Source organism: Bradyrhizobium sp. Kon58 (assembly GCF_055807455.1).
In genome coordinates this window covers 116,073-130,547 of the sequence record NZ_JBVVOT010000019.1, presented here as the reverse complement: position 1 = coordinate 130,547, position 14,475 = coordinate 116,073, and the positions used below count along the sequence as shown (strand labels likewise).

General features: G+C 64.7%; 9 protein-coding genes. 6 read left to right on the top strand and 3 right to left on the bottom strand.

The features are described from left to right. Positions 1 to 192 precede the first annotated feature (192 nt). On the top strand, positions 193 to 3,036 hold the full coding sequence (locus AC0L20_RS27020) for an ATP-binding protein (RefSeq protein ID WP_473293769.1): 2,844 nt from the start codon (positions 193 to 195) through the stop codon (positions 3,034 to 3,036). Between the two features lie 118 nt (positions 3,037 to 3,154). Then, entirely contained in the window at positions 3,155 to 3,862 is a 708-nt protein-coding gene (locus AC0L20_RS27015) for a hypothetical protein (RefSeq protein ID WP_473293768.1), read from the top strand. A 31-nt stretch (positions 3,863 to 3,893) separates the two neighbouring features. Here AC0L20_RS27015 and AC0L20_RS27010 read toward each other — a convergent pair whose 3' ends face one another. Beyond that, a complete protein-coding gene (locus AC0L20_RS27010) occupies positions 3,894 to 6,776 on the bottom strand; it encodes an ATP-binding protein (RefSeq protein ID WP_473293767.1) in 2,883 nt (960 codons plus the stop codon). Positions 6,777 to 7,130: 354 nt separating this feature from the next. On the opposite strand from AC0L20_RS27010, the gene AC0L20_RS27005 reads away from it, so the two are divergent. Then, the gene (locus tag AC0L20_RS27005) at positions 7,131 to 8,114 is read left to right on the top strand and encodes a helix-turn-helix domain-containing protein (protein ID WP_473293766.1); all 984 of its coding nucleotides are present in this window, start codon (positions 7,131 to 7,133) and stop codon (positions 8,112 to 8,114) included. 81 nt (positions 8,115 to 8,195) lie between these two features. On the opposite strand, the gene AC0L20_RS27000 is transcribed toward AC0L20_RS27005, so the two are convergent. Beyond that, positions 8,196 to 10,517 carry a molybdopterin guanine dinucleotide-containing S/N-oxide reductase gene (locus AC0L20_RS27000; RefSeq protein WP_473293765.1) on the bottom strand — a complete coding sequence of 774 codons (2,322 nt, stop codon included), beginning with the start codon at positions 10,515 to 10,517 and terminating at the stop codon, positions 8,196 to 8,198. 328 nt (positions 10,518 to 10,845) lie between these two features. Between AC0L20_RS27000 and AC0L20_RS26995 the strand changes: the two genes are divergently transcribed. Next, a complete protein-coding gene (locus AC0L20_RS26995; RefSeq protein WP_473293764.1) occupies positions 10,846 to 11,214 on the top strand; it encodes a RidA family protein in 369 nt (122 codons plus the stop codon). Positions 11,215 to 11,239: 25 nt separating this feature from the next. On the opposite strand, the gene AC0L20_RS26990 is transcribed toward AC0L20_RS26995, so the two are convergent. Beyond that, positions 11,240 to 12,184 (bottom strand): LysR family transcriptional regulator, encoded by a 945-nt coding sequence (locus AC0L20_RS26990; RefSeq protein WP_473293763.1) that lies wholly within the window; start codon positions 12,182 to 12,184, stop codon positions 11,240 to 11,242. A 233-nt stretch (positions 12,185 to 12,417) separates the two neighbouring features. Here AC0L20_RS26990 and AC0L20_RS26985 point away from each other — a divergent pair, with 233 nt between their 5' ends. Next, positions 12,418 to 13,353, top strand: coding sequence for an MBL fold metallo-hydrolase (locus AC0L20_RS26985; RefSeq protein ID WP_473293762.1), 936 nt, complete (start codon positions 12,418 to 12,420; stop codon positions 13,351 to 13,353). A 15-nt stretch (positions 13,354 to 13,368) separates the two neighbouring features. Next, the gene (locus AC0L20_RS26980) at positions 13,369 to 14,370 is read left to right on the top strand and encodes an alpha/beta hydrolase (RefSeq protein WP_473293761.1); all 1,002 of its coding nucleotides are present in this window, start codon (positions 13,369 to 13,371) and stop codon (positions 14,368 to 14,370) included. Positions 14,371 to 14,475 lie beyond the last annotated feature (105 nt).

Sequence of the window (14,475 nt, the reverse complement as noted above, 5' to 3'; positions counted from 1 at the left end):
GCAAGCTGCCGGGTTGTCCAGATCGCTTCGAAAGAGGCCCGCGTTTGAGTACAATTTGCGACGGATCGTCGCGCGCGACCGGCCAATTGCCGGCACCCTCCACGCGATTTCGCCACTTTCGACCAGTTTACTCAGGGTTCCCTTCTGCTAGATCAAAGTGCAGAGTTCAGCTCTCACTGGAATGATTGGCCCGTGCCGGACGCTAACAATCAGGATTCGGCCATTGCTTTCGGGCCATTCCGGCTGTTCGCAAAGACGCGGCTGCTCGAGAAGGACGGCGCCCCGGTTCACCTCGGCGGCCGCGCGCTCGACATTCTCGTCTTTCTCGCCGAGCGCGCCGGCGAGGTCGTGGACAAGCGTGAGTTGATCCGGCGGGTCTGGGCCGACGTGAACGTGGACGAAGGCAGCCTGCGCTTTCACATCACGACGCTGCGCAAGGCCTTGGGCGATCCGGGCGAAGGCTCCCGCTACGTCGTCAACGTCCCCGGACGAGGTTATTGCTTCACGGCCGCGCTGCTCCGGGCCGCCCCTTCGGAGAGCCGAACCAGCCTGCCCGTTGCTGCGCCGCGCTCGCTGCCCTCGCCGCTCGCGAAGATGATCGGGCGGGACGATGCGGTCGAGAGAATTTCCGCCGAGCTTGCCTTGCATCGCTTCGTCACGATCGTCGGTCCCGGCGGGATCGGCAAGACTTCGGTTGCGCTGGCGGTAGCGCATCGCGAGCTCCAGGCCTTCGACGGCCAGGTGTGTTTTGTCGATTTCGGCGCACTGAGGGAGACCCGGCTCGTTGCCGGAACGATTGCGGCCGCGCTGGGCCTGACGGTCAATTCCGACGATCCGATGCCGGGGCTGCTGACGTTCCTGCGCAGCCGGCGGATGCTGCTGGTCTTTGACAGTTGCGAGCACATCCTCGACGATCTCGCCCCTCTGGCCGAGCGCATCGTCCGGGAAGCGGGCGAGCTGCATATTCTCGCCACCAGCCGCGAATCTTTCCGCGCCGAAGGTGAGCGTGTCCATCGGCTGTTTCCATTGGATTGCCCGCCACAGCGCGACGGGCTCGGCATCGCCGACATCCTTGCCTATCCTGCAACTCAGCTCTTCGTGGAACGCATCGCAGAGAGCCTGAGCGAGTTCGAACTCAGCGAAGAGGATGCGCCGCTCGTGGCCGATATCTGCCGTCGGCTGGACGGCATCGCGCTCGCGATCGAGCTCGCGGCCGGGCGTGTGAATGCCTATGGCATCGCCGGGACCGCCTCTCTGCTCGACAGCCGTTTCTCGTTGCTGTGGCGCGGGCGGCGCACCGCTGTGCCGCGGCACCACACCCTGAGTGCGGCACTCGCCTGGAGCTATGATCTGCTGCCGGCAACCGAAAGCGCAACGCTGCGCGGATTGTCGGCATTCGTCGGGCCATTCACCCTGGAAGCCGCGCTTGCGGTCGCATCCTGTCAGGGCATTGGCGAAGCAGAAGCCTCCGAGGCGATCTCCAATCTGCTTTCCAAATCGCTGATCGCGACCTCGCCCGCGGAGCGGCGGCTGCGCTATCGCCTGCTCGACACCACACGTGCTTTCGTCGCGGAGAAGCTCGTCGAGAACGGCGAAGCGGACCGCGTCGCACGCGCCCACGCCGAATATTTCCGCGACTTCCTGCGCGACATCGCTCTCCAATCCACGGGCATGCAGAGCGCCGGTGGCTTTCTTCCCTATGCCGACCACCTGCCCAATGTCCGGGCCGCGCTGACCTGGAGCTTTTCAGACGACGGGGACCGAACGATCGGCGTGGATCTGGCGGCATCAGCGGCGCAATTCTTTCTCGAACTGACACTGCTGACGGAATGCTACCGCTGGACCCAGCAGGCGCTGGCGTCCCTCGACGCGAGTGCGGTGGACGGCCGCAATGAAATGATCTTGCAGGCGGCGCTCGGCGTCTCCGCGATGTTCACGCAGGGCAATACCGAAGCGGTCCGCTCGGCGTTCACGCGCAGTCTCCAGCTTGCGCGGGAGCTCCAGGATTTGCACTGGCAGCTCTGGCTGCTGCGCGGATTGCACATCTACCTGACCAGGGTCGGGGATTTTCACGGAGCGCTCGGAACCGGCGAACAGGGCGAGAGCGTCGCGCGGAAGCTGAACGATCCCGCCAGCACGCTGAATGTCGAATGGATGCTGGGCGTGGCCCATCATTTGATCGGCAACCAGGACAAGGCGGTGCAGCTCTGCGAGAGCGCGATGTTGCATAATCCCGGCTCGCAGCGGCTGAATATCGGGCATCTCGGCTATGACGACCGCATCGTCGCACTGGTGGCGCTGGCGCGCGGGCTTTGGCTCACCGGCCGGCCCGATCGTGCGATCGAGGCGTCGCGATACACCATTCGCGAAGCCGAGCTGCTCGAGCAGCCGCTCACTCTCGGTATTTCCTTGATCTGGACCATCTACGTGTTCCTCTGGGTCGGCGACCTGGCCAATGCGGAAATCCTGATCGAGCGGTTGATCGATCATTCCGCGCGGCACTTCCTCGGGCCCTATCACGCGGTCGGCATCGGCCAGAAGGGTGAGCTGCTGCTTCGCCGCGGCGACGTCGCCGCCGGCATCGAGCACCTCCGCCGCAGCCAGGCCACGCTGTACGCGACGCGACATCGGATCATGACGACGGTGTTTGCGACCGCGCTCGCGGAGGGGCTTGCCTCCCAGAACCAAGCCGACGAAGCCTTGCAGACCATCAATGATGCCATCGCGGAGATCCCCGATCATGGCGAATCCTTCGACATGCCGGAGATGCTCAGGGTCAAGGGCGATATCCTCGCCCGGTCGGGCAATGCCGCGGAGGCCGAAAGCTGCTTCCGGGACTCGCTCGATCTGTCACACCGCCAATGCGCGCTCGGCTGGGAGCTGCGGGGGGCAGTCAGTCTCGGACGGTTCTGGCGCCAGGCCGGAAAAGCCGGAGACGCACGCGCCCTGATTGCCCCTCTCGTCGCGCGGTACCAAGAGGGCCTCCAGACCCGTGATCTCGTCGCGGCCAGGGAGCTCCTTGCGGCGCTGAATTGAGTGTATCTTCAACGGGATACCGCAAGGATATCCGCTCGCAACTCCTAACAAATTCTAACACGCCAAGCCGCATCTGCCCCGCCATGGTGCTGGCACTTCACGGTGGATATGGCGGGACATGGCGCTTCTTGACGATGTAATTGATGCCAGCGGCGGAATGGCCCGCTGGAATAGCTTGAGCCGGTTCACGCTTCACCTCTCCGTCGCCGGAACGCTGTTCTCCAGCACCGGACATGCCAGCGAATTCAAGGACGTGACGGCGGAGGGCTCGACCCGCACGCAGTCGGTCCGCTTCACCGGCATCACCGGAGGCGAACACTCCGGCTCTTTTCAGCCTGACGCGATCACGATCGAAAGCCTCGAGGGTGAGATCCTCAGGACCTGGCCCAATCCGAGCCTTGCGTTCACCGAGACCGGTTCGCCCGCGCTCGCAGACGAACTGCATCTCGTGTTCTTCTGCGGCGTCGCGATCTGGAATTATCTGACCAATCCATTCCTGCTCGCTCATCCAGATGTCGTGGTGGAGGAACTGCCACCGTGGCAGGAGAACAACGAGTCATGGCGGCGGCTGCGGGCGCAGTTCCCGCCGGGCCTGATCACGCTCGCGCCCGAGCAGATCTTCTATTTCGACGACAACGCGTTGCAACGGCGGACCGACCACGATCTGTTCGGCATGAAAGTCGCGCATTACTCCTGGGCCCATGACAGCTTCGGCGGCATCGTGGTGCCGACGCTCCGACGCGCGCAGACGCTGCGGCCCGACGGAACCGTGGTCGCCAAGCCCGTGCTGATGGACGTCGAGATCTTTGACGCCGTCTTCGAGTAGCGGCACGCGCGAGAAATTGGCTTCGACTTCATCAGGCCGTCGGCTCGTTCAGCATGCGCCGTGCCGCAATGAGATCGGCGGTCTCGAATCCTTCCGAGAACCGGGCATAGGTTTGAGTGAGCTGTTCCAGCGGATTCTTCCCACGATGCGGGATTCGAAGCCGTGCCAGCGACATCTCGGCTCGCAGCCGCCAGGATAACGCGCCCTGCTGTTCGGCGAGCGAGATCGAGGCAACAATATCCGCCTCGGCCGCGTCGAGATTGCCGCCATGGGCCTCCACCTCTCCCCGCAGACGGAGCAGCTCGGGCATGTCGAAGGCACCGCCTTCCTGCTCGACCCGCGCAATGGTCTCGTGAAGAGCCTGAATGCCTTCCGTCAATTGTCCCAACGTGACCAAGCCTCGGGACAGATCCGCGGCGAACGCCGAGGCATAGAGCTCGTAGCGATCGGCGTGCAGGCGTGGAAGCGCACTTCGCATCAGGTCGACGCCGCCGGTGACCTCGCCCCGAGCGATCATGCTCTGCGCCCGAAAACCCGCCGCGACGGCTTCGTAGGGCACGAGTCCGTGCATGCTCGCATGCGCGGCCAGGCGATCGGTCATGGCCTCGACCGACGACCAGTCGCCGAGCCAGCCGAACACCGAAGCGGACCAACATAATGCGATAGAATGCATGACCACGTCATGCGGCGCTGAAGCGCCGACCAGCGGCCGTATGCATTCAAGCGCACGATCGGGAAAGCCGCGCAGCCATAGCACGCGCGCAAGCGGAATCTGCGGTGTGCGTGAATAGGCGAAATGCCCTGGTTGGGTCCCGCGGAGCGCAGCGTCGTCGCGCAGGCCCTGATCGAGATGAGCTTGCGCCGCGGCCTGGTCTCCGGCGAGGTGATATGACACGCCGAGCAGCGCTTTGCTTCCGGCAATGCCCGCGGTATCGCCGATGACGCGGGCAATCCGCTCGGCGTGAAGCGCAGTCGGCACCAGATGCCGATAGCGACCGGTCCGGCGGTAGAACATGTTCAGCCGGGACAACAGCCTGAATGTGTTGGCGTGATCGGAAAGCGCTTCCGCTATCTCCAGCCCGCGCCTGAGCGCCGATTCCGCCTGCTCGCTGTTACGCTCGGTGAACATCAAGGCGTGACCGAGCGTCGACTGAAGCTCGAGCTCCCATGCGCCACCCCGGTCGGCCTCGTCCAGCATTGCGAGTGCGCGATCGGACCAGATGCGGGCCTCGTTCAGCAAATTGAGTTCGACGAACAGCCTTGTGCAGCTGCCGGCGAGCGGCACGCGCAAGCCGGCGCCGTCGTCGTTGGCATAAGCCCATTGCAGCGCAGCGCGGGCATCGGCGAGCAGGCTCGCGCGTTCCTGCAAAGGTGGGGCATGATCGCTGCCCTCCTTATCCTTCATGCCCGCTTCGAGCGTGCATTGAACATAGAGAGCGTGACGATGCGCTATCTCGGCCAGCTGTCCGCCGTCGGCCAGTTTCTGCAGGGCATAGGCGCGCGTTGCGTCGAGCAGGCGATACCGCCGCGATGCGCCGTCCGGCTGGACGGACACCAGCGACTTCACCACGAGTTGCTCCAGGGCCTCGACGACGCGGTCCTCCGGCATCTCCGCCCCGGCCGCGACCGCTATCACGCCCTTCAAACTGAAGTGACCTGCGAAGACGGCGAGGCGCTGAAACACGACCCGCTCGCTCTCGCCGATCAGACCGAAACTCCAGTCGAGCGTAGCGCCGAGCGTCTGCTGCCGCGGCGGCGCCGTCCGCCGCCCGCGCCATTCGAGCTGCAGCCGGTTGTCGAGCAGCGCCGCCATCTCGCGCAGTCCATACAGACCGACACGTGCGGCAGCCAGCTCAATCGCCAGCGCGACGCCGTCGAGCTTGCCGCAAATCCGGGCCAGGACTTCGGCATCCTCGTCGGTGATGTCGTCGCGATGCCCCGCCGCGACGGCGCGATCAACGAACAGGCGCACAGCGGGATAGGCCAGCACCTCGCCGGCACTAAGGCGGGTGTCCTGCGGCGGACCAGGGAGCGAAACGAGCTCGAAAATCTGCTCGCCTTCCACCAGCAGCGACTCGCGGCTGGTTGCGAGGATGACGATGCCGGGCGCCTCCCGGTAGATGTTTTCTGCAAGGCGCGCGACCTCGTCGATGACGTGCTCGCAGCTGTCGAGCACGAGAAGCAGGCGGCGGCTGCGCAGGAAGTTGATGATGCTGGCCGTGGGATCATCGTGGTGCACGACGAGGCCCAACGCGGCGGCAACCGTGCTCGCGACCAGGGCCGCGTCCTTGAGCGGACCGAATTCCAGGAAATGGACGTTGCCGTCGAAGCTATCGCACATCTCGTGCGCGAGCGCGGTCGCGACGGTGGTCTTGCCGATGCCGCCCGGCCCTCGCAGCGTGACGAAGCGATCGCGGAGCAAGCGCGCCGCCAACTCGGCCACGGCGTCCTCCCGCCCGACCATCCGGTCCAATCGACGCGGCAGAGACGGTGGCGGCGCGGCCCTTTCGGGCGCACGCGACGCCAGCGCAGCCAGCTCCGCGCGCTCGCCACGCCGCACGGGCGCGACGAAGCAATAGCCCCGGCCCGGAATGGTGGTGATGTAACGTGCACCGTCCTTTCCGTCGCCGAGCACCTTGCGAAGCTCCGCGACATGGACTCGCAGGCTGATCTCCTCGACAGAAAGTCCGGACCACGCATAGCCGAGAATTTCGTCCTTCGGGACCACTTCGCCGGCGCGACTGACCAGCAGGCGCAAAATATCCATGGCCCGGCTGCCGAGCCTGACCGGCAAGCCATCCTTCTCCAGCAGCCGCGACCGAAGCGAAAATGGCCCGAACGCCACGGTATCGAAATCGAGCATCGTCGCGGCCTCGCTGCCGCGGGGCCCGTGTCCCGCCGAGAGCTCGGTCACTTCTGACTCATCCTGACAGCTGCTCCATGGAAATGCGGCGTGACTATACCCGGCACTGGTGCGAGGTCCAGCGAGGGCACCGCAGAGAACTCACACCGCCGCATCGCTCTCCACCGGACGTTCTGCGCTCTCCCGAGTCGGGGCGGAGATGCGCAAATATCTGATAAAATTTGAAAAAAAGACGTTTCCTGAGACGGGATGTCGCACCTGATGCGGTCCCACAAAAACTAACACATCCTAATCACCACTAACGAGCTTGCAGCGCAGCTCACCCCTATCCTCTCACCATGGAAACGTGGGGCTTTGCGCGTTTGCTGGTCGCAAACAGCGGAGAAAGCCCGGAGAGGACGAACGATGTTGACCAATTTGCAGGCGGCCGATGCCTGGATTGAATTTCCGGGCGGCTCGGGGGATTGCGAGATCCCCCAGGCAACACAGGGGATCATTCGGGAGCGTCAATGGCGTCAGATCGATCCGCGCGCGGGGGCGGCCGCCGAGGACATCGCGATCTCGCGATGGGAGGACCCGCGGAGCACCTCGTCGCACCAAGCGACGACGCCTGAGGATCGCTATTTCGTCGGCGTCGCCCTGAAGACCACGCGGGCGAAACTGACCCGGGATCGCCAAGTCATTTTCGACGGGGCCATGCCCGCGGGCACACTGTATCTCACCGCGCCGTCGAAGCCCCTTGCCGTGCAATTCCAGGCGCCATGCGCCTTCTTGCACATTTACATTTCCGCGGACCAATTTCCGGCACAATTTTCCGGAGCCGAGGGATTGAATGATCTCGTGTTGTTGCGCGATCCGCTCGCAGCCGAGCTTGCCAAGGCGCTGATCGAACTTGGCGACGCCGCGGACCACGAGTTTACGCGCTGCATCGGTCAAACCCTTGCGATGCATCTGGCGCGCCTGGAATTGCCACGCGCCAGGGTCAACGCCTTGCCGAAATGGCGGCTGCGGCGCGTCGAGCAATATGTCGCCGATCATTTCCACCGCTGCATCAGCCTGTCCGAACTCGCCAACGTCGCCGGCCTGTCCAGAATGCACTTTGCGGCGCAGTTCCGCGTCGCGACCGGTTACCGGCCCCGCGAATATCTTCTCAATCACCGGATCGAGCATGCCAAGATGCTGCTGGCAACCACCGACCGGCCGTTGGCGGAGATCGCGCTTGCGGTCGGCTTCAGCACGCAGGCGCATTTTTCGACCGTGTTCAAGCGCATCAGCGATCAATCCCCGGCACGCTGGCGCCTCGCCAGCAAGGGCGAACGGCGAGAGATGCAAGCATTCCCGCCGCGTCGTCCTTCTGCGGAGAGAGACTGGATCAGCGCAGCCGCGTGAACATTCGCTCGCGCCCTCATCCTCCCGGGCCTGCGAGCCACTCGGGGCCGTCCCTGCCCCACACAGGGCGGCCCCTTTTTTCTACACCGGATCGAAAGCCCGGATCGGCGGCAGATTGCCGGTGAACTTCTCGACCTCGACTGTCGTGAGCTGGCCGGTGCAGCCCTGCGCAAAGGACGAGGTGCCGACGTCGCGGGTGAGTACGTTCGGATTGCCGTGCACGCAGAGCGGCGCGTCGCCTTCGGGGTCCATCGGGTCGTACCAGGCGCCGGTCGGGAGCTGAACCACGCCGGGCGCGATACCGTCGGTGACGTGGACCGCGGCGAGACAGGCGCCGCGCGCGTTGAACAGCCGAATGATGTCGCCGTGCTTGATCCCGCGTGCGTCTGCGTCCTGCGGGTTCATGCGCGCGACCTCGCGGCCGCGATGTTTGCTTTGAAGCGAATGTCCACCGAAATCGAGCTGGCTATGCAGACGCGTCACCGGCTGGTTGGCGACCAGGAAGCACGGCGCCCCCGGCTTCGGCATGTCGGACTTCTCCAGCCAGACCGGATGGCCCGGACAATCCGCATCGCCATGACCCGCGATCTTGGCAGAGAATATTTCGATGCGACCGCTCGGCGTCGGCAAAGCGTGGTTGACGGGATCGTCGCGAAAGCGGCGCAGCCGGCCACCGTCGTCGGGCTGCTGCGGCACGACCAGGCTGCCGCGCCGCCAGAACTCTTCGAAGCTCGGCGCCTCCAGGCCGCGCGCTTCGAGCGAGGCGCGGGTCGGCTCATAAAGGTGCTCCAGCCACTGCCGTGACGTCCGCCCCTCGGTAAAGGGTTCGCGCGCGCCGAGACGGTCGGCGAGATCGGCAAAGATCTCGTAGTCGTCGCGCGCAAGGCCGAACGGCTCGGCAATCCGGTGCATGGCGACCATCAGAGGATCGTTGCTGGAATAGCCGATGTCCTCGCGCTCGAGCGTCATCGTCGAGGGCAGGACGATGTCGGCGTGCCGGGCCGTGGCAGTCCATGCGAGTTCGTGCACGACCAGCGTGTCGACTTTCGCAAACGCCTTGCGCAAACGATTGATGTCCTGGTGGTGATGGAAGGGATTGCCGCCGGCCCAGTAGACGAGGCGGATATCCGGATAGGTGCGCGTCTCGCCGTTGTAGCGATAGGTACTGCCGGGATTGAGCAGCATGTCGGCGATGCGCGCCACCGGAATGAAATCGCGGACAGCGTTGCGGCCCTGCCCCAGTGTCGGCCCCGGCACGTCGTTGACGCGGCGGCCGTAATAGCCGATCGCCCCCAACGAATAGGCGTAGCCGCCGCCGGAGAGACCGATCTGGCCGAGCACTGCCGCCAGCACCATGCCCATCCACACCGGCTGCTCGCCATGCTCGGCGCGCTGGAGCGAATGAGAGACGGTGATGAGCGCACGCTTGCCGGCGAGGCGGCGCGCCAGCTTGCGAATTGTGTCAGTGTCGACGCCGCAGATCGCGGCGGCCCATTCGGCGTGCTTGGGTTGGCCGTCGCTCTCGCCGGTGAGATAGCGCAGGAAGACGGGCCATCCCTCAGTGTAGCGATCGAGGAAGGCCTGGTCGTGCAGGTTTTCCGCGATCAGCGTATGAACGATGCCGAGCATCAGCGCGGTGTCGGTGCCGGGCACGCATGTCATCCATTCGGCGCCGGCCTCGACGGGCAGGTCTTCGCGCAACGGGCTGACCAGGATGAACTCGCAGCCGCGGCGGCGCGCAGCTTCCATCGCGCCGCGCTCGACATGCTTGCTGATCGAGCCGCCTGCGACCATCGAGTTCTTCAGCGCCATGCCGCCGAACGCCAACACGATTTCGGTATCAGCCGCGATCTGCTCCCAGGTAACGTTGCGCTTGGTTATGTCCTCGTAGCCGCAGAGGATCTGCGGCAGCAGCACCGAGGACGCGCCGGAGGAATAGGAGTTCACCGAGCGCACATAGCCGCCCAAGGCGATGTTGAGGAAGCGATGCACCTGGCTCTGGGCGTGGTGGAAGCGGCCGGCACTCGACCAGCCATAGGAGCCGCCGAACACCGCGCCGGGGCCGCGCGTGTCACGGATGCGTGCCAGCTCGTCGCCGAGCAGATCGAGCGCCTTCTCCCAGCTGACGGAGACGAATTCGTCGCGGCCGCGGCGATCGTCCGGACCGGAACCGCGTTCGAGCCAGCCGCGGCGGATCGCAGGTTGGGTGATGCGCGCCTGATGGCGCAGCGCGCCGGGAAAATTGCCGATGATGCCGTTCGGATCGGGATCGCCCGCATACGCCCTGACCTCGAGCCCGGCCTCGCCTTGACGTGCCGAGAACACGCCCCAATGCGAGGTGTGCGGCTTGAAGCCGTCGGACAGGTCGAGGCCGGGGTCGGGGAAGCCAATCGTATCGTCCATCGTCGCATTCCTTGTTCCGGTCGCGGCACTGTCCCGGCCGCACCGATGTCATCCGGATAGCAGTATAGCGATCCGCTCTTCGATGTCGTCGGGTCAGGGCCGGCGAAAATGCCGGGCGCTCGTGCAAGGACAGCTTGGCGAACGTTCGAAGTGACGACAGGCGGCGATTTTCGATCAATTTGTGCTTTTATTTTCAACGGTTTAGTCGGCTACATTCCGAGCCGCACGGTCGGTCTTTCGGTAAGACTTGGCGCGAGATCTCTTGCGACGACACTGACATTGAAATGTGCGATATGCCGGCTCGTCACACAGCAACATCGGTCCCATCATGATCAAGCGCGTCTTGCCCTACGAAGGTCTGCTCCACGAAGTGGTCGAGCACAATGGCGTGCTTTACATCGGTGGCATCGTCCCCGAGGACGCGAGCCTCGATATGTCCGGCCAGGCAAACGACGTCCTCGGGCAGTTGGCGCAGCTGCTCAAGAGCCTCGGATCCGATCTGAGCAACGTCTTGCAGGTGACCATCTACATGACGAGCCTCAAGGAGAAGGCAGACTTCAACGCGGCCTGGAAGGCGCATTTTGCAGAGGCTCATCTGCCGGCGCGCGCCGCAATCGGCGTGGCCGATCTCGGTCCCGGTGTCAAACTCGAGATCACGGCCATCGCCGCTCGAGGATCATCAAGTTTAGATGCGTGAACTGGTGCGGTTGAGGCAAGTCGAATCAGGAGGCGGCCGCTTGGTACAGGCACTCGCGTAGCCAGGCATGAGCTCCGTCCTCCTGATTGCGCGGATGCCACAGCGCAACGATACGCGCTGGCGGCAGATCGAGCGGCGGCGGCGTGAGATCGAGCTCGTGGGAAAATCGCATGAGAAAACGTCGCGGTAGTGTGCAGATACAGTCACTGTGCGCAAGGATGACCGGCGCCAGCGCATAGGTTTGAATCGAGACGGCGACGCGTCGGGAACGTCCGAGCGCAGCCAGCGCATCGTCGACGAGGCCTGAGAAGCCGCCGCCGTCGGCAGAGATCAGCAGATGATCGAGCGCACAAAAGCGATCGAGATCGAGCGCGCCGTTGCCGCGGGGATGACCCTTGCGCTGGGCGGAGAGGAAGCTGTCCTCGAAAAGCGGGCGCTGCATCAGATCGCCGTGTGCCCCGTCAGCCCCCGTCACCAGAATGTCGATCTCGCCCCGCTCAAGACGATCGACGACGTCGCGCGTGGGATGAACGAAGGCCAGCCGCGCCCGTGCGGCCATCGAGGTCAACCGCGCGACGAATCCGGGCGCCAGCGTCACGGCTGGATTCTCATGGATGGCAACGACAAAGGTGCGCTGGCTGCGGACAGGGTCGAATACGGCCGGTCCCTCGACCATGCGACGGAGCTTGCCGAGCACGTCCGCCAGCTCCGCCTGCAGCTCCACCGCTCTCGTCGTCGGCACCACGCCGCGGCCCGCCGCCGCGGGCACGAACAACGGATCGGCAAAGACCTGTCGCAGCCGGTTCAGCCGAGCCGATAGCGCCGGCTGGCCGATGTTCAGGCGCGACGCCGCACGCGTGACGTTCCGCTCGCGCAGCAGAGCCTCCAGGGCGAGCAGTAGGCCAAGGTCGATCTCGGCAAGATCGGTATCGTCGGCCGGCCGACCTGGACCGTTTTCCGCATCCGGCATCGGTCCTCCTCCGTTTCAAGGCACATGATCGCGGCCGGACGAGCCGCGATGAGAGAGGTAAAGCCAAAATGGCGGCCTGAAAAGCTCGGCTGACAGCCTTTCGATATCGACGGGGTCGATGGGACCTATCGAGCCCACGGCTCTCCCGGCGGTGTGGCGCGCTTCGTACTTCCCGGTCACGGCGGCGCTGGCAATCAGGCCAGCTCAGCCACGACCTGGAGTGGAGGACCTTGATGACGCAAGCGACGAAAACCTATCGCGTTGGCGATGCAACCGTCACGCGGATCGATGAATTGCGGCTCGCCGCATTCAAGTTCGAGGCCCTCTATCCTGACGCCGAGCCGGATGCGCTGGCGCGTCATCGCGACCGGCTGGAGGCGGGCTCTTTCGATCCTGCGACCGGCACCTTCATCCAGAGCATCCACAGCTGGCTGGTCAAAACCCCGCACCACACGATCCTGATCGACACGGCGACCGGCAACGACAAGAACCGGCCCGACATCCCGCCGCTCCATCGTCTGAACGAGCCCTTCCTGGCGCGGCTGGCGGCGGCGGGAGTCGCCCCGGAACAGGTGGACTACGTTCTGCTCACTCATGTCCATGCTGACCACGTCGGCTGGAACACGCGACTCGTCGACAATCGCTGGATTCCGACGTTCCCGAATGCGACCTACGTCTTCTCCGGGATCGAGCAGGCCTACGGCGAGAGCCTCGCGGCGGGCAACGACCCCACTGGGGCAGCGCGCCCGGACCCTGCGCTCGGCCCGGTGGCGCGCAAGCCGGCCGACCGGGTCTATGACGACAGTGTGCGGCCGGTGATCGAGGCCGGCCTTGCCAAGCTCATCTCCGTAAATGGTGAGGAGGTCCTGGACGGCATCTGCTTCATTCCGACGCCCGGCCACAGTATCGATCACGCGTCGATCCGCCTCGTGTCACGGGGCCAGCAGGCGCTGTTTGCCGGCGACGTGATGCACCATCCGCTGCAGGTGTATGAGCCTTCGCTCAATTCCTGCTTCTGCGAATTCCCTAAGGCCTCCTTGCGCTCGCGCGCCAGCGTCCTGGAGGACGCAGCCGAGCGTGGCGCAACCGTCTTCACCACCCATTTCGCACAATCGTCCGTCGGACGCATCGACCGTCGCGGCGATCGCTTCGCCTGGCAATTCCTCTAATCAAGGAGACCGATCATGGACCAGCAAACTTACGCGCGGGCAGAGAGGCCCGACATCGTGGTCGAGGATCTCATGATCCCGAGCGACACGGCCGGCATCTCGCTTCACTTGCGCAACAAGCGACACGCGGCGCTCACGACGTTTTCCGCAGAGCGAACCATCCTGATGATGCATGGCGCGACCTATTCGTCGGAAAGTCTGTTCGACGCGCCGCTCGGCGGCATCTCCTTCATGGATTATCTCGCCGGGCATGGCTACGACGTCTTTGCACTCGACGTGCGCGGCTATGGCGGATCGACGCGTCCGCTCCAAATGGACGTGGCGCCCGAGGACTCAGAGCCGCTTGTGCGCACCGAGGTGGGCGTGCGCGATCTCGCCAGCGCAGTCCAATATATCCTGAAGCAGCGCAACATCACGCAGCTCAATCTGGTCGCGATGTCCTGGGGCGGCTCTGTGGCCGGCGCTTACACGGCGGGCAATAACGACAAGATCGTAAAGCTCGCGCTGGTCGCGCCGCTGTGGTTGCTGAAAGGCCCGGCTCCGATCGATGCGGGCGGCCGCCTCGGGGCCTATCGCAACGTCCCTGTTCTGGACTTCAGGGAGCGCTGGCTTTCGGCAGCGCCGGAAGCAGCGCGATCAAGCCTAATTCCGGCAGGCGGCTTCGAACTGTGGGCGAACATCTCGCTCGCGACAGACCCGCAGGCCAGCGCAGGAGCTCGTCCGCTCATGCGTGCCGTGAACGGCCCGATCCTGGACATCCGCGAATACTGGGCCGCCGGCAAGGCCCTTTACGACGCCAGCGCCATTCGCGTGCCGGTGCTTCTGGTCCACGCCGAATGGGACCGGGACGTGCCCATCAGCTCGGCGCAGGATTTCTTCCTCTCACTGAAACACGCGCGATATCGGCGATGGGTCGAGATCGGCGAAGGCACGCACATGGTTCTGCTGGAGAAGAACCGGTTGCAGGCGTTCGACGCGATCAACCAGTTTCTCTCGGAACAGTATGAGCATGACTAGCGCGATCTCCGCGGATCCCGCCGCGAGAACACAGATGCTTCGCCTGAGCGCGCCTCGCGCTTCCGGTTCCCGAATCGTCCGATCCCTGAGGACGATCGCATGCGC

Bases quoted from the DNA above. Each gene is read 5' to 3' on its own strand.
- AC0L20_RS27015 (WP_473293768.1), top strand. From the start codon at position 3,155: ATGGCGCTTCTTGACGATGTAATTGATGCCAGCGGCGGAATGGCCCGC.
- AC0L20_RS27005 (WP_473293766.1), top strand. From the start codon at position 7,131: ATGTTGACCAATTTGCAGGCGGCCGATGCCTGGATTGAATTTCCGGGC.
- AC0L20_RS27000 (WP_473293765.1), bottom strand. From the start codon at position 10,517: ATGGACGATACGATTGGCTTCCCCGACCCCGGCCTCGACCTGTCCGAC.
- AC0L20_RS26995 (WP_473293764.1), top strand. From the start codon at position 10,846: ATGATCAAGCGCGTCTTGCCCTACGAAGGTCTGCTCCACGAAGTGGTC.
- AC0L20_RS26990 (WP_473293763.1), bottom strand. From the start codon at position 12,184: ATGCCGGATGCGGAAAACGGTCCAGGTCGGCCGGCCGACGATACCGAT.
- AC0L20_RS26985 (WP_473293762.1), top strand. From the start codon at position 12,418: ATGACGCAAGCGACGAAAACCTATCGCGTTGGCGATGCAACCGTCACG.
- AC0L20_RS26980 (WP_473293761.1), top strand. From the start codon at position 13,369: ATGGACCAGCAAACTTACGCGCGGGCAGAGAGGCCCGACATCGTGGTC.